Genomic DNA, 26536 nt, shown 5'->3' on the forward strand with positions numbered 1-26536 from the left:
GAATATATATAATAAAAAGGAGGTATATGAATGAAAATAATTAAGAAGTCTTTGATTTTATTTTTTTCCTTATTTGTTTTGGCTTTTGTTTCTAAAGTTCAAGCACATGAGATGTATTATACCGGGAGCTCTCCGAACTGGACCCCTATCCCGATAAAGTGGGCGAATTTAAGCAATGGACAAGCATATTTGAAAATAAATGGAGATAATTTGGATGCTTCTTATAACAGTGCTTATCAGTCAGCCTCAATTTTATGGGATACTTATTCTCAAAAAGTTATAATCAATCAAACTGCATTTAGCTCTTCGAATGTAGATATGGCAGCGGCTACTAAAACTTATTGGGATAATAGATTTGGTATTACGGGAGTAGGCATCATAGCTGTAACAGATTTGTATGATACAAATGGCTCAACAATCAATGCGTCAACTGTGCAGAATTCTTCAAAAAAGATAGCATCGGCCCAAATTTACATGACACCGTACGCTTCTAACTATAGTAAAACAAATCCGGGAAATCACAGAGTTGCCGTGATGACTCATGAGATTGGTCACGTCTTAGGTTTAGGACATCCTAATGATATTTATTATCCTGTTACGGCAGAGTCCATCATGCGTACATGGGGGAATTATGAAGGTTACTACACGCCAAAAGCACACGATACAACTGATTTGAATGGAAAATATTAAGTGAAAGGAGAAGCGAATATGAAAAAAATCTCAATACTCGTGCTGGCTATATTGGCGGTAACGTTAACAGCGTGTTCCAGCTCCAATACTGCGAAGCCTGCCGAGAATAGCTTGTCGTTAACTTCGGAAAGAATTCAGGAATTACGCAGTGAATATCCGTTATCGCAAGCAAGCTCCCCCAATGTTGAAATGAGGGACATTCCGTTCGAAGAAGTTCTTTCTTATGCAGATTCTGTAATCATTGCTGAAGTCGTTGAACAGAATCCCGATCTTGAAGTTGAATTGATTGCAGAACCGGGCACGCCGGAAGGAAACTTGGCAGACAAAGAAAAAGCCAATGGAGAAGGGCCTCCTTCGGCTGATTTCATTTCTTATAAGGTTAAAGTGCGCGAACTTGTCGCCGGCGAAGAAGTATCCGGAGATGTCAACCTCATTTATAACTCCGAGCTGCAAGACGTCGAACCACAGCTTCAGCCGGGCATGGAAATTTTGACAGCTATCAAAAAAGGTGTTGGCGACGAGCAGCAAGGAAGCTATTCTTTTACCCGCTATGGGACTTACTATGTTGTTGACGAAAATTATGTGCTGTCCGCCTTTCAGGGACAAGATGAAGAAATGAAGTCTTTTACGGAACAGACAGATGGAAAAACTCTGCAAAACTTGATTGATCGGGTACGCTCGATCAAGACGGATTGAACCGGGAGCGGCCGTCAAAATGGATAAAAGCGCACAGGCAAGAATTTATACCGCTTCTGGGGCGTTAAGGGCTCGGCGGGAACCATACCGTCCGCAAGTCCACCCAGCCCTGACCGCCGAAGCGCAGGCCGCGCACGCTCGGCAGATACGACGTTTGGAGCGGGACTTCGTACAGCACGCGCAACTGATGCTCCGCGATCAGCCGGGCTTCGATCGCGTCCAGCTCCAGCGCGCGGCGGCGCGGCGTTTCTTCGCCGGCGACGCGGCTCAGCGACCGGCGGATAAACTGCCGGGTCTGCGAATCGGTATGTTCGGACAGCGTCAGATACAGGTCGAACAGCCTTAGATGTTCGTCGCGGTCGCGGATCAGCGAGAACAGGATCAGGTCCGTCTGCAGGCGGGCCGCGCCTTTGAAGTCCTCGACCGGGACGATCTTGACCCGGCACGCATAGCCGCTTCGTTCCAGCCGCTCCCGGATGAGAGCGGCGTCTTTGCGGTACTGGGGAATGGTGACCAGGCCGAGTTCGGGCACCGCCGGGGGCTCGGAAGCGCAGGAATCCGCGCGCGCCGCTTCGGCAGCCGGTCCGGGCGGAGATTCGCCGCCTGAGGCTTTCGCCTGCGCCGGCCCGTCTGCCGGTGCAGGAGTTCCCGCCCCAACGGCCGATTCCTTCGCGGCCAGCGCGTCCATCACGGCGGTCCGCAGCGCAGGGTCGCGCAGCGGGCCGCTTTTCGTGTTGCACGTCACGAACTTGCGCGAGAACACTTCCGCGTGCGCGCGGCTCCATTCGCCGCGCCGCCGCTCTTCGCCCGAATGCCCGTCGTCCTCGGCCCTGCCGCCTCCGGCCCCCGCCGAGCCCGGCAGAATCTGAAACGGCGATTCCGTTTCGCCGCCGCTTTCATCCCCGGTCTGCATCCGCCAGGGGATATTGACGATCTCCACCCGGTCCAGATGGGCCCGGCCCATGAAGTACGGCCCGAACGCTTCCAGCACGCACAGGTCGCGGCTCAGCTGCGTCACCTTGAACGGGCCGGTGCCGACCGGCCGGCGGCCGAATTCCGCCGCCGCGCCGCCGCGTCCGCGCTTTTCTTTGGGCACGATCGCCGCCCGGCTCGTGCACAGAAACGGCAGGAACAGCGCGTGCGCGCGGCGCAGCGCGATACGCACCGTCAGCGGTCCCGCCGCTGACACTTTCTCCGCGTTGCGGAACATAAACCCGTACAATGTGCGTTCCGGCAGTCTTTTCATCCGCTCGAACGTATAGACTACATCCTCCGCGTCCAATACCCGCCCGTCGTGAAACTGCACGTCTTTGCGCAGATAGAACGTCCACACCCGGCCGCTGTCGTCCGACTCCCAGTAATGCGCCAGCGCGGGCAGGATGCCGTCGGTTCCTTCCTCCTGCCGGACCAGTCCGTCGAACACATGCCCGGCGACGAACGATTCGGCGAGCAGATTGGTCCGCAGCGGATCGAGCGAATGCAGCTGCTGGCGGATCGGCAGCCGCAGCGTGTCCACCTGCCGCCCGGTCCGCGTTTCCGAGTGATGGCCGAAATAATCCCGCAGCGAATCCCGCAGCCGGTCCCGCATGGCCGGCGTCGGCGCTTCGCCGCCGAATTCGCCCGCGACGCCGCGGATATCGCCGCGGCCGATCGCTTCCGCGACCGACCGGGCCGCGATCTCCTCCGGCGTTATGCGAAACGACAGTCCCGAACGTTTGCCCCGCCCGCGCTTCGACGACCATTCGATCCAGCCGGCGTCGGCCATTTTCCCGATCACCGTCAGCGCGCTGCGATGCGTGCAGTCCAGCGTGTCCGCCACCTCGGCCAGCGTCGTCTGCGTTTCCTTTTCCGCTCCGTACCGCTCGTGCAGCAGCAGGAACTGCCTGTGCAGCTTCATCGTTCGGCCTCCTTTTTATCGGTCCGTTCCATCGTCCGTCTATCTTCGCAAAATACGAAAAAACACTCCCGAACCTTTCTATTTATTTTCTTATTTTATCATCTACAATGGGAAAAGAATACAGTTCAAACGTAAGCGGCCCCGTCTGTGCGTTCAGGCTCGGCCGTTTCTATCGGGAGGTATTGCCAAATGAACGATACGCCGCTTCACCCTCCGGACAGCCGTTCTTCGCTGAGGCCGGATCGGCACCCGCTGCTGCTTCCGGCCGCCGCGCTCCTGCTCGGAGCCGCGCATCAGCTGCTGTTCTACGAGCAGGCGCCGGGTCTGTCCGTGCCGCTGTTCGTGATCTTGTTCGAGCTTTATCTGTGGACGTTCGGCCGGGGCGCGATGCGCGCGCCGGACCGCGCCGGCATCCTGCTGACGCTCGCCGTGCTGCTGCTTTCGATGACTTATGCGCTGTTCGCCAATATTGCGTTTTACCTGCTGAACCTGCTTGCGCTGCCGGCGCTGCTCGCCTGGCAGGTCACGTATCTGTTAGGTGCGAAGCGCCGGGACTGGGCCGATCTGAGGCTGCTTCCGGATGCGTTCGGTCATCTGCTGCGCCAGACGATTCTGCATATCCCGGATCTGTTCCGGCTGTTTCGCCGTCCGGGCGCGGGAAAAGGAAACGAAGAAGAGCGGGAGAGATCCCGCGCGTTCAAACAAATCGTGTACGGGCTGCTGCTTGCTGCGCCGATCCTGATTATCGTGGGCATGCTGCTGGTTTCGGCGGACGGCGTGCTGCGCGGGATGCTGGATCGCCTGCCCGATCTGCTGTCGCGTTTGTCTCTTGAAGGCGGACTGGGACGGAGTATCTGGGCGCTGGTGTTCGCAATTTTCTTTTTTACTTATGTGTCGGGATTCCTCACGCCGCGCTTCGCTCCGCCCGTTCAGGGGCCGCAGCCGGTCATGATCGAAGACCCGCCGCTCAAGCTCGAACCGGTTGTGCTCGCCACGCTGCTGACGGTCATCAATCTGGTGTATCTGCTGTTCGTCGCGCTTCAATTCTCCTATCTGTTCGGCGCCTGGAGCGGCATTCTGCCGGAATCGGCTTCGTACGCGGAGTATGCGCGCAGCGGCTTCGGCGAGCTGATCGGCGTGACGTTTATCAATCTGGGCGTGCTGGTGCTCGGGCTGTACGGTTCGACAACGGGCACGGGCGCGATCGGAAGATTCAACCGCGCGCTGCTGTACCTGCTCGTGTTCTGCTCGATCGGGATGCTGGGGTCGGCTTTCTCGCGGCTGGCGCTGTACGAGCAGGCTTACGGCTATACGCAGCTGCGGTTTCTGGTGCATGCGTTCATGATCTTCCTGTTCCTGCTGCTGCTTCTGTTCGGAGTGTGTGTCGGGATGCGCAGGCTGTCGCTCGCCAAATGGTCGGTCGCCCTCGCCGTATGCTCTTATCTGGCGATCAACTACGTCTGCATGGACCGCATGATCGCCGTGCTGAACCTGGGACGGGCAACGGCTGGCGCGGAGATGGATCTTGGGTACCTGAACCTCTTGTCCGACGACGCCGTGCCCGTGCTGATCCAAGCGAGAAACGCCGGAAGAGACGAGCTGGACGAGATGCTGCGGCAAAGATGGGCGACCACCGCCGGCGACAAATCGAGCTGGCAATCGTGGACGCTGTCGCAATTCCGGGCGCATCGGCTGCTGGAAGAACAGTATGTAAATGATTGAATATCGCAGAAAATTTACTGAAAAGTTCACTTAATTCTTGGAACCAAGCCTCCTTCTTCGGGGTAAAAAGGGGAAAGCGGCCGGGTAAGCCCCGACCCCGGCATCCGTGAATATCCGGTCCGCGCCGAATGACGAAGGAGGAATTTCATGGAGTTTTACCGTTCAAGCCCCGAAGAAACGCTGGAGGAGCTGCAAACCCGGGCCGACGGCCTCGATCCGCAGGAAGCGGACAGGCGGCTCAAGGAATACGGGTACAACGAACTGAAAGACCGGGAGAAAGATCCGGTCTGGAAGCTGATTCTGGAATCTTTTAAAGACCCCATGGTCATTGTGCTGCTGGCGGCGGCCGTCGTGCAGCTTGCGCTGGGCGAAGTGATCGAATCGGTTATCATTTTCGCCGTGCTGGTCATGAACTCGGCGATCGGCGTCGTGCAGACCAAGAAAGCCGAAAGCTCGCTCGACGCGCTGAAGCAGATGTCCGCGCCGGCGGCGAAAGTCAAACGCGGCGGACAGGTGACGACGGTGGAGGCGCGCGAAGTGGTGCCCGGCGATATCGTGCTGCTGGAAGCGGGCGACTACGTCCCGGCCGACGGACGGCTGCTGGAAAGCGGTTCGCTCAAGACGGACGAAGGCATGCTGACGGGCGAATCGGAACCGGCGGAAAAGCACACGGACGTCATCGACGAGGAAGCCGGAATCGGCGACCGCAAAAATATGGCGTTCAGCGGAGCGCTCGTCGTGTACGGACGCGCCGCGATGGCGGTGACCGGAACGGGAGCGAATTCGGAGATCGGCAAGATCGCCGGACTGCTGGAAAGCGCGGAAGCCAAGCAGACGCCGCTCCAGCGCAAACTGGAAAGTTTCAGCAAGAAGCTGGGTGTGTTTATCCTGGCGCTGTGCGTCGTGATCTTCGGCGTCGAAGCCGGGCGCGAATGGTTCTCGGGCGGGGGAGGCGCGGACGGCGATATGACGGGCGCGATCCTGAACTCGTTTATGTTCGCCGTGGCCGTCGCGGTCGCCGCGATTCCCGAAGCGCTGTCGTCGATCGTCACCATCGTGCTGGCGGTCGGCACGAACAAGATGGCGAAGCGCCACGCGATTATCCGGCGGCTGCCGGCGGTGGAGACGCTCGGCTCGACGAGCGTGATCTGCACCGACAAGACCGGCACGCTGACTCAGAACAAAATGACGGTCGTCGACGATTACGTGCCGGACGGCCGCGAAGGGGAAATGCCGGACGATCCGGGCGAATGGACCGATTCCGAGCAGTGGCTGATGCGGATCGCCGTGCTGTGCAACGATTCGCGCATCGGGGAGGACGGCAAAGAAATCGGCGACCCGACCGAGACGGCGCTGCTCGCCTACAGTTCCAAGAAGAACCGCGATCACGAGCAGGTCCGGAACGAATACGAGCGCGAGGACGAGATTCCGTTCGATTCCGACCGCAAGCTGATGTCCACCGTGCACACGATAGACGGACGGCGGCTGCTGCTGGTCAAAGGCGGCCCCGACGTGCTGCTCGGACGCTGCTCCGGCATTCTCGTCGGCGGCGAGGAACGTCCTTTTACCGACGAATGGCTGGAAAAGATCCGCGGACGCAACGAAGACTTCTCGAACCGTGCGCTGCGCGTGCTGGCGTTCGGCTACAGGGAGCTGGCAGGAGGGGCTTCGGTCGGCGAAAACGACGAGAACGAACTGGTCTTCGTCGGCCTGACGGCGATGATCGACCCGCCGCGGGACGAAGTGTACGACGCGATCGCGGAAGCGATCAGCGCCGGTATCCGTCCGGTAATGATTACGGGCGACCACAAGACGACCGCCCAGGCGATCGGCCGCGAGATCGGACTGATGGAAGAAGGCGACGAAGCGCTGACCGGCCGCGAGCTGGACGCCCTGTCCGACGAAGAACTGGACGGGCGGCTGGAGCATATCGCCGTCTACGCGCGCGTATCGCCGGAGAACAAGATCCGCATCGTGCGCGCCTGGCAGAAAAAGGGCCGCATCACGTCCATGACCGGCGACGGCGTCAACGACGCGCCCGCGCTCAAGCAGGCCGATATCGGCGTCGCGATGGGCAGCGGTACCGACGTGGCGAAGAATTCGGCGGCGATGGTGCTGACCGACGACAACTTCGTGTCGATCGTCAGCGCCGTCGAAGTCGGCCGGACCGTGTTCGACAATATCAAGAAGTCGATCGCGTACCTGTTCTCCGGCAACCTGGGCGCGATTATCGCGATCCTGTTCGCGCTCATCTTCGACTGGATCAATCCGTTCACCGCGCTGCAGCTGCTGTTTATCAACCTGCTGAACGACTCTCTGCCGGCGATCGCGCTCGGCATGGAGAAAGCCGAACCCGACGTCATGCGCCGCAAACCGCGGGATATCGACGAAGGCATCTTTGCCGGCGGAACGCTTGCGACCGTCATCACGCGCGGCGTCCTGATCGGCGCGGCCGTCATCGTCTCGCAGTACCTGGGCCTCCTGGAATCGCCGGAAATGAGCGTCGCCATGGCGTTCACCACCTTGATCCTGGCGCGCACCCTCCAGACGTTCGCCGCCCGCTCGCAGGTGCAGACCGCTTTCGGCGCAGGCTTCTTCGCCAACAAATACGTGCTTGGCGCCGTGCTGTTCTGCTTTGTGCTCTACGTCGTCACCCTGCTGCCCGGCGTGCGCGAGATCTTCTCGATCCCGGCCGCTTTCGGCTGGAATCAATGGCTGCTCGCCGCCGGCCTGGCCCTGGCGTCCGTTATCCTGATGGAGATCGTCAAAGTGGTCCGTGTCCGCCTTTCGCGAAATGAAGCGCGAAATTAAACCGTCCCCATCCTCACCCTCAAAAAAAGAGCCGCATTCCGGTCCGTTGAGTTGTTCAGAAAGTCTATTTGAAAAAGAAGAATCGGCGGAGGAGAAATTTCAGTGAAGGAGCGATAGCGTTCGCCTTTGAAACCGGGAAGATACCATGAAAATCTAATCAATCTTCCTGGTTTCAACACGCGACCGTAACGAAAGTTCTCCGCAGCCTTTTTACTTCTTTTACGAATAGGACTTTCTAGGACAACCCGAAGCGCCGAAATCCGGCGCTTCTTTTCCCAAACTCCTTGCACATTCTCCACCCACACGTTATATTGGTGAATATGAGAATCATTATCAGTATAAATATCGACATAACGGGGGCTATGTAGAGATGAAAAGAAAGACGTTCAAACATTTGGCTTTTACAGTAATCGGCGGACTGGCGCTGGTGGTCAGCGCGTGCTCGAACGACGCGGGCACGGAAAAAGCGGCGACGAACGACACGCAGACTGAACAAGCGGCGACAACGGACGGCGCGGCGAACGAAACGGCCGCGAACGAAACGACGACCGACGCGGCGGCGCCGGCCGAAGACCGCGTCATGAAAGACGCGATGGATCACGAAGTCACGATTCCGGCCGAACCGAAAGCGATCATCGCGTCGTACCTGGAAGACAATCTGGTCGCGCTCGGCGTGAAGCCGGTCGCCCAGTGGATGATTAAGAGCGATCAAGTACAGGCTTATCTGCAGGATTCGCTGTCCGGCGTTCCCGGAATCCCGTTCGACCTGCCGCCGGAAGTGGTCGCCAGCTATTCGCCGGACCTGATTCTGATCGACGGGCCGGACCTGGTGGCGGGCGAGAAGTACAAGCAGTATTCGGCAATCGCTCCGACTTACGTCGTGGGCGGCGCGGAGAACAACGACTGGAGAGACGAACTGCTGACGATCGGCGACGTGCTGGGCAAGAAGGACGAAGCGCAGAAAGTGCTGGACGACTACGACGCCAAAGCGGCGGACGCGAAGACGAAAGTCGACGAAGCGACCGGCGGAGCCAAAAAAGCGGCCGTGCTGTGGGTGCTGGAAAAAGACGTCTTTGTCGTGAACCAGAATCTGTCCAGCGGCGACGTAATCTATAACGACCTGGGCATGACCGTGCCGGATATCGTCAAGCAGGCGTCGGAATCGAGCGAATCGAACTGGAGCAGCCTGTCGCTTGAGCTGCTGGCCGACATCGACGCCGATTACCTGTTCCTGGTCAACGCCAGCGGCAAAGACAAAGATCAGGTGCTGTCCGATCCGGTATGGAAAAACATCCCGGCCGTCAAAGAAGGCCAGGTTTACGAATTTACGGGCGATTCGAGCTGGCTCTATACCGGCGCAATCGCCAACGGCAAGATTATCGACGATGTGCTGTCGAGCGTAGCCGGCGGGCAGTAAGCGCGCGTTTACGGCAAAATTACGAATAACTTCAAAGCCGCGGTCCGTCTTTTCGACGGCCGCGGCTTTTTGCTGTATGCCCTGCGCAGATAGTCGCCTGCCGCATGGGGCGGCCGCGTCAACCGGGCGCCGCTTCGCCGGCGGAAGAATCGCTCCGCGTCGTCTTCTCCAGCACGTCGCGGATCGTCACGCCGTCGAAAGCTTCCAGGTAGCGGCGCTCCGCTTCGGCGAAGTAGCCGTCCATCGCGCCGGCGATGCCGGAGCCCACCGGACAATCGGAATCGGCGCGGCCCGTGCCTTTCTTCGGGCGCAGTCCGCCGCAGTCCGTCGCGCGGTACACGTCGGAGAGCCGGAGAGCCGCGGGATCGGCGTCCAGCGAATAGCCGCCGCCCAGTCCTTCGCGGGTGGAGACCCAACCTTGTTCCCGCAGACAGCGCATCGTTTTGCGCACGCGGGCGGGGTTGATATGCAGGCTGAGCGCCAGCTCTTCGCTGTTGGCCGTGCGTCCGGGCAGGTGAGCCAGATAAACGAGCAGATGAACGGCGGCAGGAAATTCGCTATTCATGTTTATTCCTCCTGAACTTGACTTAATATAAAGATAAGCTCTGAAGGTCAGCTGCGGCAGGGCGAAGGCTTCTTCACCTTCCTTGACCTTTAGAACTGTATACTTTATAATTACAGTTATAGCACCAGTATAATTCCTTCAGCCGAATCAGGCAAACAACAAACTTCAACCGGGGAAGAGAGAGGTGGTTCGAGATGAGTAAATGGACGACGGGAGAATGGGTTCAAGCTTATACCGACGACGGAGCTCTGGTACACGGATATCTGATTGCCGCGAGCGCGCCGATTCAGACGGCTCTGCTGCAGGTGACCCACAGCGACAACAAAGAGCTGATGGGCAAAGAAATCGCCGTGTCCGACCGGGGCATGAAGAAACTTTCGGACAGTCCGCGCAAGAGCGAACAGGAGCTGAGAAGCCTGATCGACCTGGCGCTCCAGATTCGCGACGAAGAATGGTTCAACGAGCTGACGGGCGAGCTTCGCAGCGGCCCGAAACGCATGAGACGCCGGGAAGACGGAGCGGGTTACAAACCGGTCAATCGTCTGGGATCGCCGGACATCCGGTGATAAAGCGGCTTATCCTTTTACAGATTCGGCTGGAACGACCCTATAGCCTGACGATTCACACATAGAGCGCCTCCGATCCTTCAGCGACCGGGACGCTTTTTTGTGTTCTTCTCTTTTTTGGCGCGGCCTGTTATACAATGGAGCGGCAGCCGACGATATAAGAAATAGAATGAAGATACAGGCTGTAAAATACGAGAATCACGAGGCGGCGGAATCGTGCGTCGGAAGCGGAGGAACGAGAATGACGAAACGCAGAGGAATCGCCGGGCTGCTGGCCGCGGCCGTACTGCTGGCCGGCTGCGCCGGCTCGAAGCCGGCACAGGCGGACGCGAACGAGAAGCCGGTTGTTCTGGCTTATTACACGGACGAATCGGACGCGGCGCTGGAACGGTATCACCGGTATTTCACCGGCCTGGCTACCGATACGCTCAGCACCGACGGAGACGGAAACCTGGTCGGGGAAGTGCCGGAAGAAGCGCTGGACCGGGCGGCGGACTTCAAGCTGCAAACGTGGGCGCTGGTATCGAATTACGGCGAAAGCGAATGGGACCCGGATATCGCGCACCGGGTGCTGACCGATCCGGGAGCGAAAAGCCGATTGATCGGCCATATACGCGATACCGTGCTGGAAAACGGCTATGCCGGGATCAATCTCGACTTCGAAGCCGTGCGGCCGGAAGACCGCGGCGCGCTGAGCCTGTTCGTGCGCGATACCGCCCGGGAACTGCGCAAGCACGGGAAATCGACGATGATCTCGGTGCCGGCGAAAGCGTCGGACGATCCGGAGGACGACTGGACGGGCGCGTTCGATTACGCCGCGATCGGGAAATACGCCGACCTGGTGCAGCTCATGACTTACGACGAATACGGCAAATGGAGCGAACCCGGCACATCGGCCGGACTCGATTGGATCGAATCGACGCTCAAATACTCCGCGTCGAAGATCAAGCCGTCCAAGCTGCTGATGGGCATGCCGGCTTACGCCAACGATTGGAATCTGTCCAATCCCTCGGACGAAAGCGGCTTTATGATCACCTGGACCCAGGCGAACAAACTTGCCTCGGCGCATAAGAACGCCGCGAAGCGCGATTCCGCCACGGCGTCCATGGTGCTGCGCTATACGGCGAAGAACGGGGACAAGCATGTGGTCTGGTACGAAGATGCCTACAGCGTCAAGGTCAAGACCCGTCTGGTCGGCAAATACAAGCTGGCCGGTACGTCCGTGTATGCGCTGGGGATGGAAGACGGTTCGTTCTGGACCGCGCTGAACGCGGGCCTGAAATAGCGTTTTGCAGCAGGGGCTGTAAAATACGAAATTCCGTCCTGACAATCTTCTCTTTATCTTCTTATTTTATTTCTTACAATAAGGATAAAGAAACGGAATCAGGAGGAGTGAATACACATGCAAAACGGGATGAACGAAAGTATGATCCGGGTTCGGGTGCTGCCGGAGGAAGCGACGGAAGTCGCCGAGTGGGCGGGGCTGATGCTGAGCGAGCTGGTCGGGCACGAGACGGAAGCCGAAGACGGGGCGCCGGTGGTCATCCGCGATCCCGAGCGGGCGGCGGAACTGCTCGAACTGCTGGTGCTGTGCGCGGAGGAAGGCGCCGATCCTTCGGCGGGCATCGAGCCGGCTCTGCGTTTGAGCGAAGCGGACGCGCTGCCCGCCTCGCCGCCCGCTTACCGCAGCCAGGCCGAGCGGGAAGAAGTGCTGATGGCTGTGCACTTCGGCGCTTCGGCCCTGATCGATCTGGCGCGCAGCCACGGCGTAAACGTGCCGGGACGTCCGGCCCGGCGGCGGTTTTCTCAAATATAAAGCTCGCCGAGCACGTATCGGATACGCTCGGACGCGCTGCCCGGCTGCGACGCGATAAAAGCTTCCACCTGCTCGGGATGCAGATCGTACATGACTTCGATTTCTTTGCCGAAACGCTTCTCGCCGCCCGATGACCATTCGCCGAATTCGGGCAAATCGGCGGCGATCGGCGTTTTTTGCAGGACTTCTTCAAGACCTTTTACATAAGCTTCGAGCGGCCGGGCGCCCACGATCTTCACGCCCCGATTCTCTTCGTTTACGATCGCGATCGTCGGAAATCCGCGGACGCCGAGCCGGGCGGCCAGGGCGAAGTCTTCCTCCAGCAGATCCTGCGCCGGTTCGAGCGACGCTTCTTCCACGACCGCCGCCCCGTCCAGGCCGATTTGATCGACAAGCCGAATCAGGCTGCGGTCCTCGGCGATATTTTCGTTGAAAGCAAAAAGCTGTTCGCGGGCTTTGCGCAGAAATTCCTGTTCTTTGCCCGCGTGCTTGTGTTGAATGACTTTGAATACCCGCGACGGAGGGAACGATGACTGGACCGGATTGTCGAGCCATAACCCGCCGTCGATCGGCATTCTCGAATGTTCCCCGACTTCTCTCCAATGCTGCGCGACGTCGGCCGGTTTGCCGATTCCGTTGGCGCTGTCGCCGAATCCGTGCCAGCTCGGCAGCAGGCCGCCCATCACGATATGCAAACGGAAGTATTGTCCGTACTGATGAACGAAGCGGCTCAGTACCGGTTCGAGCGCCCAGCAGTGGGAGCAGATGGGGTCCGTTACGTAGTACAACGTCGTTTTCGGCGCTTCCGGCGCGAAATTCACGATCCCGTTCGAATCTTCTTCCGCGGGACCGCATACGCCGGTGTTCAGGTCGCAAAACCTATTGTTGTTCATGGACATCCTCCCCTTTTCAAATCCTATTAACTTTCCTTCTGTCACGTAGTACAATTATAAGACTTATCGGGCGGGCATCAATAACTGTCTTTTTCCGAACCTGGTACATCAAAAGATACCGCCCCGCGGATTGGAGGCTGCCGTAATTAACGAATTCGATAGAAAGAAACTTTGTCCGGCCGCTTTTTCTTTTCAGGTTGTCGGAGGGAAATGGAATCTGCCGCTGCTTGCCGTGCTTGCGGAGCACGAGCCGATCCGGCATAACGAGTTGAAAAGAAAACTGGGCGGCATCACGGCCACAACGCTGGCGAATTCGCTAAAAGAGCTGATCGCTTACGGAGTCGTTCATCGCGAAGCCTATATGGAGATGCCGCTGAGAGTCGAGTATTCGCTGACCGAAGCGGGCAGGGAGCTTGTGCCGCTGATCGAAGCGATCGTAACGTGGGGCGGAAAGCATATGCCGGAATCGTGAAAAGCAAGCAAACGGACCGTGGACGTTCTGCCCTTTTTTATTCTTATTCAATCGTTTTTGCGCCGATGCGGCGGACTGCGAAGTCCTTCGTTCATCGGATGCGAAAACGATTTTTTGTATCGACACGCGATATAGTTGGTGCTATTATATCGGTAGACGATATATCGCTGGGCGATATGAAAGGAGGCGAACGACGTGGAGAGCCGGGATGCGCAGCCGCTCACCGAAGCCGCGTACTACATTCTGCTGTCCCTGCACGAACCGCGGCACGGCTACGGCATCATGCAGTTTGTGCGGGAGATGAGCCGCGAGCGGGTCAATCTTGGGCCGGGCACGCTGTACGGAGCGCTGAAGAACATGACGGAGAAAGGCTGGATCGAGCCGGCGAACGCGGAAACCGACGGACGCAGGAAAGAATATGTCATTACCGGACTCGGCCGGGAAACGGCTGCGGCGGAGCTGGAACGGCTGCGGGAGCTGGTAAGCGGCGGACTGGAAATCATGGGGAGGAATCGCGATGAGCGGCGGCGAGCGGATTAAGAAGGAGATCAAACGCATCAGATGGTTTTTCGATCATGAAAAAGAAGAGGCGTGGCTCAACGAGATGGCCGGGGCAGGCTGGAACCTGACCCGTATGTATGCGCGCCGGTATGCGTTCGAACGCGGAACGCCGGGCGAATACCGCTACGGGATGCTGCTGCTCGACGCGGCGCCGATGCTGTCCCGCGGCGCGCGGGAACAGCTGGGGTTCGTACAGGGCGGCGGAGCGCAGTACGTTACGCGCTGCCTGCGCTGGGCTTACTTCCGGCGGCGCGCCGACGAAGGCGTTTTCCGCCTCTATACCGACCGTTCGTCGCAGGCTGCGAATTATCGCAAAGCAGCGCTGACGGCCGGGCTGCTCGGCGTCGGCAACGCAGCGCTCGCAGCCGGTTCCGCGGCGCGCGGAACCGCCGATACGCTGACGCTGCTCGGGGCGGCGGTATCGCTGCCTTTTCTATGGATGATGTTCGTCTACATAAGCAAGATCCGGCGGGTCAAGCGCGAGAGCGGACTGTACGAGTAAAGAAGAAGCGGCGTTCCGGTCCGAAGCCGATTGACTCGCGCTGTAACGGATCGTCCGGACGCTTAACCGGCAAAGCACGCGGATTACAGGATCAAAATAAATCGTAAAATAAAAGCGCCGTTCTCCAACATTCGCGAAGAATGCGGGAGGCGGCGCTGCTTGTTTTTTGTCCGGTTAAGCGGCTTTGGTTTGAGTCGGAACGCCGCCGGTAGGGGCTTGTTCTTTGTTTTTGCGGCCCCAGACATGCGCTCTCAGGTAAGGAATCACCCAGCGGTCCAGACCGATCTTGCCTGCGTTCAGAGCGGCGACGACGATGAAGATTTCCGCCAGGATCAGGTAAGGGTTGGTGCTGACGGTGCCCGAGAAGACGAACGCGAAGTTCATGACCATGCCCATGAGAGCGGCGAACGTTGTGAACATCCCCAGGATCAGGCCCAGGCCGACCGCGAATTCACCGATTGGAACCAGTACGTTGAACAGGCCGACGTTCGGGATGGCGAAGTGTTCCAGGAAGCTTGCCCAGATCGGCTGCACCGACGGGTGGTCGCCGCCTGCCTGCGCCAGCGCGCCCTGCAGGAAGCCCGAAGCGTCGAATCCGCCGGTCAGCTTGCCCCAGCCTCCGGTAATCCATTTGTACCCGATATACACGCGCAGTACGGTCAGCATCCACATTGCCACTTTGTTTGTTCTCAGCCAGTTGTTCATTTTCTCCACTCTCCTGTGAGTTTATTTAGTCGCTCTTTCGGGCGGCTCGTTTGTTTTGGTTGATGATCATCTCTTCCATGTCCTTATCTTAAATTAAATCTAAAATTTTAAATGTGATAAAAATCACAATATTAAATAAAATTTAAAATATTTGTCCGAAGCCGAAGCCGAAGCCGAAGCCGAAGCCGAAGCCGAAGCCGAAGCCGGAAGCGGTAACGTCTATCCGCAGGACAAAATAGACGTTACCGGCGCTCTGCGCCGCTTTCCGGCAGCTCCGGAACGTTTTTGAGCGAATGCAGGATCATGTCGATAAACCGCCGGGAGATCGCGGCCTCCGCCTGCCCCCGCGCATCCTCTTTATCCATCTCCCGCCGCGCCGGCGACAAACTCAATTTTTGCAGCAGGCCCATCATCGCGGTGAACACGAATTCGCTCGTCGCTTTGAGATCGAGATCCGGATGCAGCGAACCGTCGCGGAGGCCGGCTTCGAGCGCCGGATTTAAAAAGTGGTCGGCTTTGCGCTCGTCGATAAACGTTTTATAGCGTTCCTGCAGCGCCCTTTCCGGCGGGTACGCGTCGTAATGCAGGTCGAACAGCAGAATAAACTTCATATAACCGCGGTTAACGGACGCGTACAGCGTCCAGGCTTCCAGCATGGCACGCAGAACGGACGCGCCGTCCGTCCCGGCGGCAGAAGAAGGAGCTCGGGGAGTCTGCGCTTCTGGCACCGCAGGATCTTCCGCCGTCCTGCGGCCCGTTTCCCGCACGAAGTTCGCCATATGCTCCATCGCCTCCATTTGCACTTCGAAGATCAGCTCGTCGAGCGAATCGAAATGCTTATAGAAGGTGACGCGGCTGACGCCGGATTGTTCGCAGACGTCCTTGACCGCCACGTTCGGAAATCCGCGTTCGAGAAAAAGGGAGCGGCCGGCCGCGATCAGTTCTTCCCGGTTCTGCTGTTTGCGGTATTGATGCCACGTTTCATTCATGATTTAACTTCCGTTCCGAAGCCGGCGTTCGTTCGCTCCGGCCCGTTAGGGAGAGCGCCGCCAGCAGGATAAAAGCTCCTAAAATATAGGGCGAATTCGGCTGTCTGTCAAACAGAGCGCCGGCAAGAAGCGGACCGGCGACGCTGCCGAGGCTCATATAAGTGGTATTGAGCCCCGACGCGTAGCCCTGGCGGTCTCCCGCGGCATTGGCAATCAGCGTGCCGACCGTCGGCCGCAAAAAAGAGTTGAACGCGAAAAAAAGCGCCGATACGGTCAGCAGATAAAACAAATTGATCTTAATCAGCATCAGAAGCAGGGCGGCGGCCGTTACGACCAGCGATAGGCGGATCAGTTTCGTTTCGCCGAGCCGCCGCACGAGCAGGTCGAGCAGCCATAGCTGGCAGACGATGCCGATCACCGCTCCGAGTGTAATCACGATCGAGATGCGTCCGGCGTCAAAGCCGTATTTTTGCTCGACGAACAACGCATAAACGGTCTCGTAATTGACCAGACCGAATGTCATCACCAGTACAAGAAGCAGATAGCGAAAGTAGGGCGTGCGGAACGAATCGGCGATGCCGCGCAGGAGAGGCTCGCGTCCGCGGCGGTTCGAACCGGCGGTTCGGCGAAGTTCCGGCGGCAGCGATTCGCGCAGCAGCAGTGTGAGGATCGTGGCGATCAGGCCCAGGCCCGCCGCGCAGTAATACGGGACCCGGATGCCGAAGCCGGCAATCAGGCCGCCGAGCCCGGGCCCGAGCACCATGCCGAGATTCATGGCGGCGCCCAGATACCCCATGCCTTTGGCCCGCGTCTGCGGCGTAGTACTGTCGGCCACATAAGCCATAACGGACGGCACCATCAGCCCCAGGCCGATTCCGCCGATAAAGCGGGCGGCGTAAAGCAGACCGAGCGTATGGCTGATTGCGAACAGATAATCCGACACGACCGTAAAGAACAACCCGGTCATAATCAACTTTTTGCGTCCGAATCGGTCCGACAGCTGTCCGCCGACCGGCGAGAACAGGAACTGGGCCGCGCCGAATGCGGCGACCAGATATCCGGCTGCGGTGCCGGCCGCATCGAATTGTTTCAAGTAATCGGGCAGAATAGGGATAACCATGCCCTGGCCGAGCAGCGCGATAAACAAGTTAAGCATCAGAATCAGCAGAGGCAGGCCGAATCGGCGAGAAGAAGCGGACATACAAGCATTCTCCTTTTTATGGTTTACACTGTGTAATCCTTTGGCGTGTTCATCTTATCTTTTTTTGTCCGCAAAGTAAATACCGATTAAACTCCCTTTTTCGCAATCATAAAGATGACAAAAAGGGTAACAGGAAGTAACCCTTTTTCCACCAGAACCCCTATATAGTAGATTCAACATCCCGGACTTTCACAAATACGACGTTATCGCCATTGGCGTTCAAACGAAGGAGGCTGCGGAAGATGAACGAATTCAAGGAGCGGCTGCTCGCGATCGAAAGCAACCAGCGCAATCTGCTGCGCGAGACGCGGGCCCTGCTCGAAGAGTACGAAGCGAGCGACCTGATCAGCGAGAACGAGAAGCTGCGCCGCCAGACCGAACAGGACAGGCGAAGGCTGGCCGAACTGCGGGCGGAAAGCGACAAGCTGAGCAAAGAAAATTCGGAGCTGAGAATCTCGCTGACCGAGCAGATCCTGGACGAGAAGCTGAATATTCTGAGGCTGTCGAGCCGCAAGATGGAAACGTATTTCAGCGGACAGGAAGGCGCGCAGGCGAATCGGCTCCGGCAGTTCGAAGAGCAGTCCAAAGCCCATATACATAAGATGATGACGGCTTCGAGGAAATTGGGCGAACGGGACGGCGAGGAATTCCGGCGGCAGCTGGCCGAGCTGTCGGCCGATCTCGAGCAGCGGCTGGATCGCCGGCGGCGCTGGCAGGACGAAGCGAATCTCGGCGCAAAGGAGCCGATGACGGAGGGTTACGGCCGGCTGGGAAGCGAAGGCGTCGACGAAGCGACCGTGCAGAAGCGTATCCGGCAGAACCGGCTCGAGATGAAGATCGGCCTGAACTGGATCAACCGCCTGGCGATCCTGCTGATCCTGATCGCGGTCGGCATGGGCTTCAGCTACTCGTATTCGATGTGGTTCAACGATTATGTGCGCGGCAGCGTCTTTTTCGTATTCGGGGCGATTCTGCTGGCGGGCGGCGAATGGCTGTACCGGCGCAAACGCCGCACGTTCGCGCTCGGGCTGCTCGGAGGCGGGACGGCGGTGCTGTACGGATCGGTATTCTACAGCTATTTCCTGCTCGGCATCATCGGCATGATAACGGCGCTGCTGCTGTCCGTGCTGGTCACGCTCGCCGTCGTGCTGCTGTCGCTGCGGTACGAGTCGCGAACGATCTGCGCGCTGGGACTGGTCGGCGGCTATCTGCCGCTGCTGTCGTACGCGCTGGCCGAAGGGCTGTCGGGACCGGCCGTTTATCTGGCGATGGGGTATTTGTTCCTGCTGAATCTGCTGCTTGTGCTCGTTTCGCTGTATAAAAAATGGTCCGCCGTGCAGTATATCAGCTTCCTGCTGAACACGCCGTCGATGCTGCTGCTGGCCGGACTGGCGGACAGCCGCTGGGTAGGAGCCGCGTACGCGTTTGTGACGTTCCTGATGTATCTGCTGGCGACGCTTGCGTATCCGTTCCGGTTCAAGCAAAAATTGGCAGAATGGGACGTGGTGCTGCTCGGCGCGAACACGGTCGTCGGCTGCGGCGTCATGTACGGCCTGCTCGAAACGTCCGAAGGCATCGAGTTCCGGGGCCTGCTGGCGCTGCTGTTCTGCCTGCTGTACGCGGGACTCGGCTGGCTGTCGGAGAAGCATCTGCCCGGGGAAAAAGGCGCCCGCCTGCTGTTCTACGCAACTTCGCTGACGTTCGCCGTGCTCGTCGTTCCGTTCCAGCTCGGCTGGCAGTGGACGTCGCTCGGCTGGGTGGCGGAGGCCTGCGTGCTCAGCGTCTACGGCCGCCGGACCGGCTCGAAACTGCTGGAAAGAGCCGGCTGGGCCGTGATGCTGCTGTGCGTGCTGGCGTTTGTTCTGGCGGACCTGCCGCAGACGGCGCTTTACGAGCTGATCGGCGTGTCGTCGCCTTACTTTATGCCCAAATATACGATCCTTACGCTCGCCGCGCTCGGCCTGTCGGTCTTCTACGCGCTGGAGTGGCGGAGCGAAAGAGAGCATGCGCGGCGGGAGCGGGCGTCTGCGGAACCGGACGGGTCGTCCCCGGGCAGCCGGAGCGCGATCCGGCCGCATAACGCGGAGGAGCGCCGGATTCTGCTGACGTTCCGTTATGTGTCGCTCGTGAATCTGTGGTTCTACGGACTTTACGAGACGTTCTATTTGTACGACCTGTGGGTACCGGAAGACGCAGGCCATTACACCTTCTACAAAATGCTGCTCGCCGCCGCCGTCTCCGTCCTGCTGTCGCAGGCGCTGGAGCGCACGGAGCTGCTGCGGGACCGGTTCGTGTCGATCTATGCTTCGGTGCTGCACGGAATCGGCTGCCTGATCGTCATTTTGCAAATGCTGGGCGTGCGGGTGCTGCCTTACGATCCGGCCGACCGGGCATTCGACGATTACCTGGCGCTGGCCGTTATGATCGCGGTCAACGCCGCCGTGTTCTGGAGCGCGACGGTCCAGGCGAGAAAATGGGTGCGGCGCTACCCGGCGAGCGGCGAGTGGTATCCGGTCGGCGTGGCGGCATACGGGACGATCATGCTGACCGCGCTGCTGTCGCAGCAGCTGCGGATCGAGAATTTCGGCATGACGTACAGCATCGCGTATCTGCTGATCGCGCTGGCGTGCATCGTGTACGGCTTCCGCCGCCGCTACGTGTATATCCGCCGGATGGGTCTTGCGCTGACGCTGCTGTGCACGGCGAAGCTGCTGGCGGTCGATCTCGGCTTGTCGGGACTGGGCAGCCGGATTATCGCGTACTTCGTGGCGGGCTTTATCCTGCTCGGCATCTCGTACGTGTATCAGCGGGTCTCGAACCGGATGGAAGAGGAGGCGGAACAAACCGGGCAGACGAAAGGAGGAGGAAGCCCCGATGCGGAATCCTAAACACGCCGCGCAGATTTGGGCGGAGCGGACGGCGGAAGCTGCTTTAAAAAGCAATCCGCGGCCGCAAGAACGGCGCAAGCGCAGCATTCAAAGATTTCTTCGGTTTGGAACCGCGATATGCGCGCTGACGCTAGCGCTCGCTCCGGCCGCTGCGCGGGAAAGCCCGGCCTCGGCTTCCGGAGCGCCCGCGCCGGGCCCGACCGGGGCGCTGTGGCCGTTCGCCAAAGACATTACGACGGCGGAAGGCTCGGCTTACCAGGCCGTTTTTCTGGACGAAGACGTCTACGCGCGGGCGCAGGAGAATCTGGAGGACGTGCGCGTCGTCAACGCGTCCGGCGAATGGGTGCCTTACTATATCGAATCCGGCGGCGAAGACGAACGCGGACCGGAGCGTTCCTATCGGATGGAACGGGTGGACCGCGCGGACTCGGAAGACCGAAGCCGGTTCGATTTTCGGGTGGTGCCGGAAGCGGAGAACGAAGACGTTGTCGGCAGCCGGATCGTGTTTGAACTGCCGAATCGGAGCTTTCTCAAGACGGTTACGCTCGAAGGCAGCTACGACGGCAGGCGCTGGGAGCAGGCGGCCGAAGGCGAGCTGTACCGGGCGGAAGACGGCGTGAGCCGGGACGTGATCGAGGCGGGGCGGCCGCTCAAGTACGGCTATTACCGCCTGACCGTGCCGAATAACGCGGAGGATCTGGACTTCGCCGCGGCGACGCTGGAGGATAACGGAGTCCCGCTGCGCGGGGAGCAGTACCTGCGGACGAAGGAACTGCCGTTCAACGTGGAACCGGCGCTGACGATGTCGCGGGTCGTTCTCTACAACGCGGACCGGCTCAAGATCGACCGGATCGTCGTGAACGCCGAAGCTTCCGACGGCTCCAGCGGCTTCAGCCGTTTGTTCGGTATCGAGCCGACTCCAAGCCGCAGCGCCGACGTGTTGTCGCCCAGCCGCTTGAACCGGCTTGAGCTGGACGGCAGCCGCATCGACGATACCGAGATCCTGCTGGCGGAACCCATACGCAATCCCAAACCGACGATCGTGATCGACAACGGCGGCAACCCGCCGCTCGATATCCAGTCGATCGAAGTCGGCTACCGGGTGGACCGGATCGTGTTCGAAGACACCGGAGCGGGACCGTACCGCCTGGTTTACGGCGCGGAAGGGCAGGAGCTGCCCCGCTACGATATCGCCGACTTCCGGGCGCAGATCGAGCGGGACGGCCCGGTCCAGGCTTCGCTCGGCAAAGAATCGGCCGAAGCGTTCACCCCGGCCGACTCCCGGCCGGGAACCGACCCTTCCGGCGGCGCCAGAGTCGGAGCGAAAGCTTCGCTCCAGATCCTGTTCAACATCGTGATCGTCGCCGTGGCCCTGCTGCTGATCGTGCTGGTGGGCAGAAAGATGCGGAAGAGGTAGGCAGAGAGACGAATAGGCAGAGAGACGAATAGGCAGAGAGACGAATAGGCAGAGAGACGAATAGGCGGAGATGCGGAGATGCGGGGGCGGATTCGCCTTCCGCTCGGCGGTATAACGCGACCGGAGCGAAGTCCTGCGGCGAGTCGATGGTGCAGGATCGGCGATTGATGCATATCCGCAACAAATTCGGCGCTTTGAGGAATATGCGGCATCATTGATGCGTATCCGCACTAATTTTCGAGAGAATCGGGCTTTTTAGGGGAAATATGCCTGATTCGGTCTCCATTTGTTGCGCATTTGCATGATTGATTGGATATGAAAGGATATGGGCCGAATTTGATGCCTATTTGCACAAATGGCTCGCTTGTTGTGCCGCGAAACTTCGTACCTGATCCATTGGCAAAGTCTCCAATAGATTTACTGATTCGGGTGAATCGCAACTAAACCGTATGCAATCCACCCGAACGAAAACTCTTTATCTGAGTGAGACAAGCTGCTGGCTTTCTAAAAAAGAACCTTCGTTACCGCTTGAATCGCGGAGACGAAGGTTCTTTGCGTTTCGTGAAAAGTTTGCGGGCTGCGCTCTTTTATCGATCAGGCGAAAAAGGTATGCTCGGCTTTCCACTTGTAAATCATTACTACGGCAAGCGGATAGCATAAACCCGACGTAACCGCAGTAACCAGCCAGCCCAGAATGCTCCAGCCTATGTACTGCGCCAGTCCCCCATCGAAATAAGATTCGTTTTCCCGTCCCCCGACGTTGATATTAAAATTCACTGCTGTACTTATGGATCTACAACCTTATAGACGCGCTTCATAATGCCGGAATAAAGAAAGCTGGAACAAACAAGGTCGAACGGGTAAGGTAAAAAGAGAGTCAATCGAAGGAGGATCATACCATGCAGGGCAACCAGGATCATGAAGAAGCGGGGAAATACGGGGAGATCAAGCGGCAGCTGCTGGACGCGTATCAATTCCGGCACGCGGTCAAAGATTTCGATCCGGCGTATAAGATCGCGCCGGAGGATTTCGAATTTATTCTGGAAGCGGGGCGGCTGTCGCCGAGTTCGTACGGCTTCGAGCCGTGGAAGTTCGTGGTGGTGCAGAGCCCCGGGCTGCGCGACAGAATCGCGCCGCACGCCGGCGGCGCGCGGCGACAGCTGGCTTCGGCCAGCCACGCGATTCTCGTGCTGGCGCGTCTGCCGCGGGACATGGTCGCGGATTCCGACTATATCTCGCACATGCTGAGCGAGGTGCAGAAGCTGCCGCCGGAGATTGCGCAGGCGAAGCGCGCGACATACGACGCATTTCTGCGCACGGGATTTGCGCTCCAGGGAAACGAGCGGGCCATGTTCGAATGGGCCTGCCGCCAGACGTACCTGGCGCTCGGCAATATGATGACCGCCGCCGCGGCGATCGGCATCGACTCCTGCCCGATGGAGGGTTTCGTCAAGCACGAGCTGGAGCGCGTGCTGACGGAAGAAGGCGCGCTGGACGCCGAGCACTTCGGCCTGGCCTGCATGGCCGCCTTCGGCCGCCGCGCCGGCGAAGCGCCGCCCAAGACGCGGCGGGAGAAATCCGAAGTCGTCGAGTGGCGGTAAGTGCCGGGTTTATAAATCAGCTTTCAAGCGCCCCGGCATGAGGCGCGGAGCACAGCGTCGGTAAGCAAGCGAAGCATTCCGCCGACTCCGCGACGCAATCCGAACAAAGAGGAATAAGCCGGACTTCCTTCTCCTGGCAGAGCGGGAATCCGGCTTATTTGTCGTGCCGTCGATTCGCATTCCAGTTCATTGCCGCTGTTCGCGATTTGTTCTTCGATCCGCCGCAGCGCCTTTTCGTACGATCCGATTTTATTTCGATTTACCGGCGGCTTGTGCGGCGGCTCCGCTCACCAGCGTCCAGTTCCGGCCGCCGTCTTCAGTGCACAGCAGGCCGCCGCGGGTCAGAATCCAGCCGTGCAGATTGTCTATAAAGTCCATCCGGATATCCTGCTCGTCCAGACCGATCGTCGCGTCAAAAGGATGATCGGTCCATGAGCCGCCGCCGTTTTGCGTTACAAGCAGATGGTACTCAGCGGATACTCCCGGCTTCAAAGAGTCCGTTAAGGCCAACAGATAGCCATTGTCGGCGTCCGGATAAACGGCGGCAAGCGGCTCGGACCATTCCCCGTTCCAGCGCCCGGATTCCGTCCATGCGCCGCTGCCGATTTTTTTGCGGAAAAATCTCGTCTCCTCGCCAGGTCCGCTCATTTCGAAGCCCTGCAGTTCGCTGCCGCCGCGCAGAGCGTACATGAAGACCTCCGCCTGCAAATCATCCTCGCTGCGCGACCAGGTTACGCCGCCATCGGCCGTTCGCATAATGACGACCTTCCGTCCGTCCGAATACATAAGCGTACCGTGCAGCCGGTCGGCGAAGCGAAGCTGCACCCTGTCGTTCGCGACCGTTGCATCTTTGCCCGCCGGCAGAGCGCTGGTCTCGAAGCTTTTGCCGCCGTCGGAGGTGTGCAGCAGGTCAAGCTTTGATTTGAATGTCTGCTCGTTAGTCGAGTAAACGGCGATCCATCCTTCGCTGCGGTCGATAAAATCCATCCCGTACAAGCGCTGTCGCTCTCCGAACTTGTAGCTTTTCGTCCAGGTCCGGCCGCCGTCTTCGGTGCGCAGCAGCCGATTCTCGCCGTTGATCGTCCCCAGGCCGAAGCCGGCCTGTTCGTCGACGAACGAAATCTCCCGCGCCGGCAGGATGGACGGATAAACCGGCGACCAGGATTGTCCGCCGTCGTCCGTCCGCACAAGGTAGTCCGCGGCTGCGCTGCGGGTACCGACCGCATAGCCGTTCCCGTCCGCAAAATGCTGCGCAAAGCTCACGTCGTCGCCCGCTTTCAGACTGCTTTCGAACGTTTTGCCGCCGTCGCTCGTCATCATCAATCCGCCTTCGATCGGCCCCGCGCCGGGCGAAGCCGCGATCCAGCCGCTGCGGCCGTCGACGAAATCGAGCGCCGTCAGGGTCGGGCGTCCGCTGCGCAGCTTGCTCTGCGCTTTCTTCCAGGTCTTGCCCCCGTCGCTCGTCCGGTACAGATCGCCCGCCAGCATGCTCGGATCGTGCGTCAGCAGAAAGCCGTTTTTGGCGTCGGCAAAGTCCAGTCCGCCGCTGCGCAGCTGGCTGCTGTCGCTGTTCTCTTCGTCCACCGGTCCGGCGGCCAGCTGCCTGGTCCAGGATTTGCCGCCGTCGGTCGTATGCAGCACCGCGACGACAAGCGCGTCCACCGCGCCTTTGCGCGGAGGCATGACGCCGGATACCCAGACGTTTCCGCTGCCGGAATGCGTCAGGTGCTGGGGCACAAAGCCCTCCTGCCCGAGCGAAGCGGCCTTCCAACTGCGGCCGTCGGTCGTGGTCAGCAGTTTGCCGTTTACGATCGCATAGCCGTTCTTGGCGCTGCTCATCATCAGGTCGTTCCGGGCGGGGAAAGTGTCCTGATAATTGGCTTTCCCGCTCCACTGGGTCTGCCAGGTCCGGCCGCCGTCCGACGTATGTACGATCCGCGCGCTTGTGTAGTACGGCGTAAGATCGCGCTCTTCGGGGCCGTCGTAAACCAGCGCCCAGCCGCTGTCGGCGCTGACCGGGTCGAGTCCTGCGGCGTAACGACCGGGCATCGTCCGTTCCGCGCTCCAGCTTGCCGCGCCGTCCCGGGTCGTCAGCAGGCGCAGCGGCTGCTTGGCGCGATCCGGAACGGGAGAGTCCGCTCGGACGATCCAGCCTGTCTTTCCGTTCAGAAAACGCATCTGCTCGATGCTCGAAGGCACGGCGGAGGCATCGGCCAATGCCCGGCTGCCGTCTTGTACGAACGTATTCTGTGCGTCCGCCTGCATCTGCGCCGTTTTGGACGAGGCTCCCGATCGTGCGGCGCCGGCGGTTCCTTTTTGCGCGGACAAGTTTGTCGAGGCTTTATCGGCGGCTCCGCCTCCGTCGGATTTTTGCGCAGGCTGCGCCGCCGTCAGCAGTACGGCCGCCTCCGCCAGACTCGCTTTTTCCGTTGTCGTGATTGTCGATCCCGTTCCCGCGCCGCCCAGAATCAGCAGGCTTGCGCCCAGCAGGGCGAATATCGAATTGGCATTCGGTCCGATCATACCGTCAGCTCCTTTGGTTATGATAAAGATGATCCGTTTGGGCAGAAAAATAGAAAGGGCGCCGGAAACGCTCCATGCGCCTTACCCATTGTCGGGTTTTGCGCCGTCCGGTTCAACCGGGAGGCTGTCATATTAGATTCCAGTTTTGTAACCTGCTGGAGCTTCGAGGGGCGGACGTGTGAAGCGGATTGGAGGGGAGGCAGATATTGAAAAAGGGCGGAAGAGATAAGGGAGAGCAGAATTAACATATAAAATCGGCTGCCGCACAGCCCAAGTTGGATCAAGTCCGTACTTGTGTTGTGTGTAAAAACAAAGGGGACCGCGTCCTTACGACGCTTGATGGCGGTTCCGATATTCAAGATTGCCGGAGCGTTATCGTATTGCAGCAGAGCTTGTTGTCGGTAAGGCAACATTTATCAAAAAAATCCAAACTATTCGATAAAATGTTGCTTTCACGCATACATTTTGGCGCGAAAATCGACAAAAACGCAGATTTTCCCTCAAAATATGTTCCAAACGTCAACATTTTACGGCCAAGTTTCTTTTTTTGCCGGAAATGTTGCCCTCACGCTCACATTTTCCGGCGCGCCTTAGAAGGTGACCT

Annotated in this window: 21 protein-coding genes; 14 read left to right on the plus strand and 7 right to left on the minus strand. The window is 59.1% G+C overall.

Annotation, left to right across the window (positions count from 1 at the left end):
• Positions 1-30: 30 nt before the first annotated feature.
• Positions 31-690, plus strand: coding sequence for a zinc-dependent metalloprotease family protein (locus QWJ34_RS09375; RefSeq protein ID WP_302727214.1), 660 nt, complete (start codon positions 31-33; stop codon positions 688-690).
• Between the two features lie 18 nt (positions 691-708).
• Positions 709-1386, plus strand: coding sequence for a hypothetical protein (locus QWJ34_RS09380; RefSeq protein ID WP_302727216.1), 678 nt, complete (start codon positions 709-711; stop codon positions 1384-1386).
• A gap of 64 nt (positions 1387-1450) precedes the next feature.
• On the opposite strand, the gene QWJ34_RS09385 is transcribed toward QWJ34_RS09380, so the two are convergent.
• On the minus strand, positions 1451-3283 hold the full coding sequence (locus QWJ34_RS09385) for an ABC transporter substrate-binding protein (RefSeq protein WP_302727218.1): 1833 nt from the start codon (positions 3281-3283) through the stop codon (positions 1451-1453).
• 189 nt (positions 3284-3472) lie between these two features.
• Between QWJ34_RS09385 and QWJ34_RS09390 the strand changes: the two genes are divergently transcribed.
• From QWJ34_RS09390 to QWJ34_RS09400, 3 genes are all read left to right on the plus strand, one after another.
• Entirely contained in the window at positions 3473-5005 is a 1533-nt protein-coding gene (locus QWJ34_RS09390; RefSeq protein ID WP_302727220.1) for a DUF4153 domain-containing protein, read from the plus strand.
• Between the two features lie 147 nt (positions 5006-5152).
• Positions 5153-7816 (plus strand): cation-translocating P-type ATPase, encoded by a 2664-nt coding sequence (locus tag QWJ34_RS09395; protein ID WP_302727222.1) that lies wholly within the window; start codon positions 5153-5155, stop codon positions 7814-7816.
• A gap of 370 nt (positions 7817-8186) precedes the next feature.
• A complete protein-coding gene (locus QWJ34_RS09400; protein ID WP_302727223.1) occupies positions 8187-9233 on the plus strand; it encodes an ABC transporter substrate-binding protein in 1047 nt (348 codons plus the stop codon).
• A 118-nt stretch (positions 9234-9351) separates the two neighbouring features.
• Here the strand turns inward: QWJ34_RS09400 and QWJ34_RS09405 are convergent, their stop codons facing one another.
• Positions 9352-9798 (minus strand): RrF2 family transcriptional regulator, encoded by a 447-nt coding sequence (locus QWJ34_RS09405; RefSeq protein WP_302727224.1) that lies wholly within the window; start codon positions 9796-9798, stop codon positions 9352-9354.
• A 194-nt stretch (positions 9799-9992) separates the two neighbouring features.
• On the opposite strand from QWJ34_RS09405, the gene QWJ34_RS09410 reads away from it, so the two are divergent.
• The 3 genes from QWJ34_RS09410 to QWJ34_RS09420 all read left to right on the plus strand — a co-directional run bounded on the left by QWJ34_RS09410 (position 9993) and on the right by QWJ34_RS09420 (position 12180).
• A complete protein-coding gene (locus QWJ34_RS09410) occupies positions 9993-10364 on the plus strand; it encodes an IDEAL domain-containing protein (protein ID WP_302727225.1) in 372 nt (123 codons plus the stop codon).
• A 241-nt stretch (positions 10365-10605) separates the two neighbouring features.
• Positions 10606-11649, plus strand: coding sequence for a glycosyl hydrolase family 18 protein (locus QWJ34_RS09415; RefSeq protein WP_302727226.1), 1044 nt, complete (start codon positions 10606-10608; stop codon positions 11647-11649).
• Between the two features lie 117 nt (positions 11650-11766).
• Positions 11767-12180, plus strand: coding sequence for a hypothetical protein (locus tag QWJ34_RS09420; RefSeq protein WP_302727227.1), 414 nt, complete (start codon positions 11767-11769; stop codon positions 12178-12180).
• On the opposite strand, the gene QWJ34_RS09425 is transcribed toward QWJ34_RS09420, so the two are convergent.
• Positions 12171-13073: a DsbA family protein gene (locus tag QWJ34_RS09425; RefSeq protein ID WP_302727229.1), complete on the minus strand. Its 903-nt coding sequence runs from the start codon at positions 13071-13073 to the stop codon at positions 12171-12173. The genes QWJ34_RS09420 and QWJ34_RS09425 overlap by 10 nt on opposite strands.
• A 130-nt stretch (positions 13074-13203) precedes the next feature.
• Here QWJ34_RS09425 and QWJ34_RS09430 point away from each other — a divergent pair, with 130 nt between their 5' ends.
• From QWJ34_RS09430 to QWJ34_RS09440, 3 genes are all read left to right on the plus strand, one after another.
• Positions 13204-13545, plus strand: a complete 342-nt coding sequence (locus QWJ34_RS09430) for a winged helix-turn-helix transcriptional regulator (protein ID WP_302727230.1) — start codon at positions 13204-13206, stop codon at positions 13543-13545.
• A 195-nt stretch (positions 13546-13740) separates the two neighbouring features.
• Positions 13741-14085 (plus strand): PadR family transcriptional regulator, encoded by a 345-nt coding sequence (locus tag QWJ34_RS09435; protein ID WP_302727231.1) that lies wholly within the window; start codon positions 13741-13743, stop codon positions 14083-14085.
• Entirely contained in the window at positions 14063-14608 is a 546-nt protein-coding gene (locus QWJ34_RS09440) for a DUF2812 domain-containing protein (RefSeq protein ID WP_302727232.1), read from the plus strand. The genes QWJ34_RS09435 and QWJ34_RS09440 overlap by 23 nt, the downstream gene beginning before the upstream one ends.
• Positions 14609-14782: 174 nt before the next feature.
• On the opposite strand, the gene QWJ34_RS09445 is transcribed toward QWJ34_RS09440, so the two are convergent.
• From QWJ34_RS09445 to QWJ34_RS09455, 3 genes are all read right to left on the minus strand, one after another.
• The gene (locus QWJ34_RS09445; protein ID WP_302727244.1) at positions 14783-15313 is read right to left on the minus strand and encodes a DoxX family protein; all 531 of its coding nucleotides are present in this window, start codon (positions 15311-15313) and stop codon (positions 14783-14785) included.
• Positions 15314-15555: 242 nt separating this feature from the next.
• Positions 15556-16302: a TetR/AcrR family transcriptional regulator gene (locus QWJ34_RS09450; protein ID WP_302727245.1), complete on the minus strand. Its 747-nt coding sequence runs from the start codon at positions 16300-16302 to the stop codon at positions 15556-15558.
• Positions 16295-17503 carry an MFS transporter gene (locus tag QWJ34_RS09455; RefSeq protein WP_302727246.1) on the minus strand — a complete coding sequence of 403 codons (1209 nt, stop codon included), beginning with the start codon at positions 17501-17503 and terminating at the stop codon, positions 16295-16297. Before QWJ34_RS09455 ends, QWJ34_RS09450 begins: the two co-directional genes overlap by 8 nt.
• Positions 17504-17745: 242 nt before the next feature.
• Between QWJ34_RS09455 and QWJ34_RS09460 the strand changes: the two genes are divergently transcribed.
• The 3 genes from QWJ34_RS09460 (at position 17746) to QWJ34_RS09475 (ending at position 23409) form a co-directional block, all read left to right on the plus strand.
• Positions 17746-20391 (plus strand): DUF2339 domain-containing protein, encoded by a 2646-nt coding sequence (locus QWJ34_RS09460; RefSeq protein WP_302727248.1) that lies wholly within the window; start codon positions 17746-17748, stop codon positions 20389-20391.
• Positions 20378-21808 (plus strand): DUF3999 family protein, encoded by a 1431-nt coding sequence (locus QWJ34_RS09465; protein ID WP_302727250.1) that lies wholly within the window; start codon positions 20378-20380, stop codon positions 21806-21808. Before QWJ34_RS09460 ends, QWJ34_RS09465 begins: the two co-directional genes overlap by 14 nt.
• 899 nt (positions 21809-22707) lie before the next feature.
• A complete protein-coding gene (locus QWJ34_RS09475; protein ID WP_302727252.1) occupies positions 22708-23409 on the plus strand; it encodes an NAD(P)H-dependent oxidoreductase in 702 nt (233 codons plus the stop codon).
• A 249-nt stretch (positions 23410-23658) separates the two neighbouring features.
• Here the strand turns inward: QWJ34_RS09475 and QWJ34_RS09480 are convergent, their stop codons facing one another.
• Positions 23659-25932 (minus strand): beta propeller repeat protein, encoded by a 2274-nt coding sequence (locus QWJ34_RS09480; protein WP_302727253.1) that lies wholly within the window; start codon positions 25930-25932, stop codon positions 23659-23661.
• Positions 25933-26536: the final 604 nt, after the last annotated feature.

Source organism: Saccharibacillus sp. CPCC 101409 (assembly GCF_030518235.1).
Classification (GTDB): domain Bacteria; phylum Bacillota; class Bacilli; order Paenibacillales; family Paenibacillaceae; genus Saccharibacillus.

Bases quoted from the DNA above. Each gene is read 5' to 3' on its own strand.
- QWJ34_RS09390 (WP_302727220.1), top strand. From the start codon at position 3,473: ATGAACGATACGCCGCTTCACCCTCCGGACAGCCGTTCTTCGCTGAGG.
- QWJ34_RS09380 (WP_302727216.1), top strand. From the start codon at position 709: ATGAAAAAAATCTCAATACTCGTGCTGGCTATATTGGCGGTAACGTTA.
- QWJ34_RS09425 (WP_302727229.1), bottom strand. From the start codon at position 13,073: ATGAACAACAATAGGTTTTGCGACCTGAACACCGGCGTATGCGGTCCC.
- QWJ34_RS09460 (WP_302727248.1), top strand. From the start codon at position 17,746: ATGAACGAATTCAAGGAGCGGCTGCTCGCGATCGAAAGCAACCAGCGC.
- QWJ34_RS09410 (WP_302727225.1), top strand. From the start codon at position 9,993: ATGAGTAAATGGACGACGGGAGAATGGGTTCAAGCTTATACCGACGAC.
- QWJ34_RS09455 (WP_302727246.1), bottom strand. From the start codon at position 17,503: ATGTCCGCTTCTTCTCGCCGATTCGGCCTGCCTCTGCTGATTCTGATG.
- QWJ34_RS09475 (WP_302727252.1), top strand. From the start codon at position 22,708: ATGCAGGGCAACCAGGATCATGAAGAAGCGGGGAAATACGGGGAGATC.
- QWJ34_RS09395 (WP_302727222.1), top strand. From the start codon at position 5,153: ATGGAGTTTTACCGTTCAAGCCCCGAAGAAACGCTGGAGGAGCTGCAA.
- QWJ34_RS09440 (WP_302727232.1), top strand. From the start codon at position 14,063: ATGAGCGGCGGCGAGCGGATTAAGAAGGAGATCAAACGCATCAGATGG.
- QWJ34_RS09465 (WP_302727250.1), top strand. From the start codon at position 20,378: ATGCGGAATCCTAAACACGCCGCGCAGATTTGGGCGGAGCGGACGGCG.
- QWJ34_RS09375 (WP_302727214.1), top strand. From the start codon at position 31: ATGAAAATAATTAAGAAGTCTTTGATTTTATTTTTTTCCTTATTTGTT.
- QWJ34_RS09445 (WP_302727244.1), bottom strand. From the start codon at position 15,313: ATGAACAACTGGCTGAGAACAAACAAAGTGGCAATGTGGATGCTGACC.
- QWJ34_RS09480 (WP_302727253.1), bottom strand. From the start codon at position 25,932: ATGATCGGACCGAATGCCAATTCGATATTCGCCCTGCTGGGCGCAAGC.
- QWJ34_RS09385 (WP_302727218.1), bottom strand. From the start codon at position 3,283: ATGAAGCTGCACAGGCAGTTCCTGCTGCTGCACGAGCGGTACGGAGCG.
- QWJ34_RS09415 (WP_302727226.1), top strand. From the start codon at position 10,606: ATGACGAAACGCAGAGGAATCGCCGGGCTGCTGGCCGCGGCCGTACTG.
- QWJ34_RS09420 (WP_302727227.1), top strand. From the start codon at position 11,767: ATGCAAAACGGGATGAACGAAAGTATGATCCGGGTTCGGGTGCTGCCG.
- QWJ34_RS09450 (WP_302727245.1), bottom strand. From the start codon at position 16,302: ATGAATGAAACGTGGCATCAATACCGCAAACAGCAGAACCGGGAAGAA.
- QWJ34_RS09405 (WP_302727224.1), bottom strand. From the start codon at position 9,798: ATGAATAGCGAATTTCCTGCCGCCGTTCATCTGCTCGTTTATCTGGCT.
- QWJ34_RS09400 (WP_302727223.1), top strand. From the start codon at position 8,187: ATGAAAAGAAAGACGTTCAAACATTTGGCTTTTACAGTAATCGGCGGA.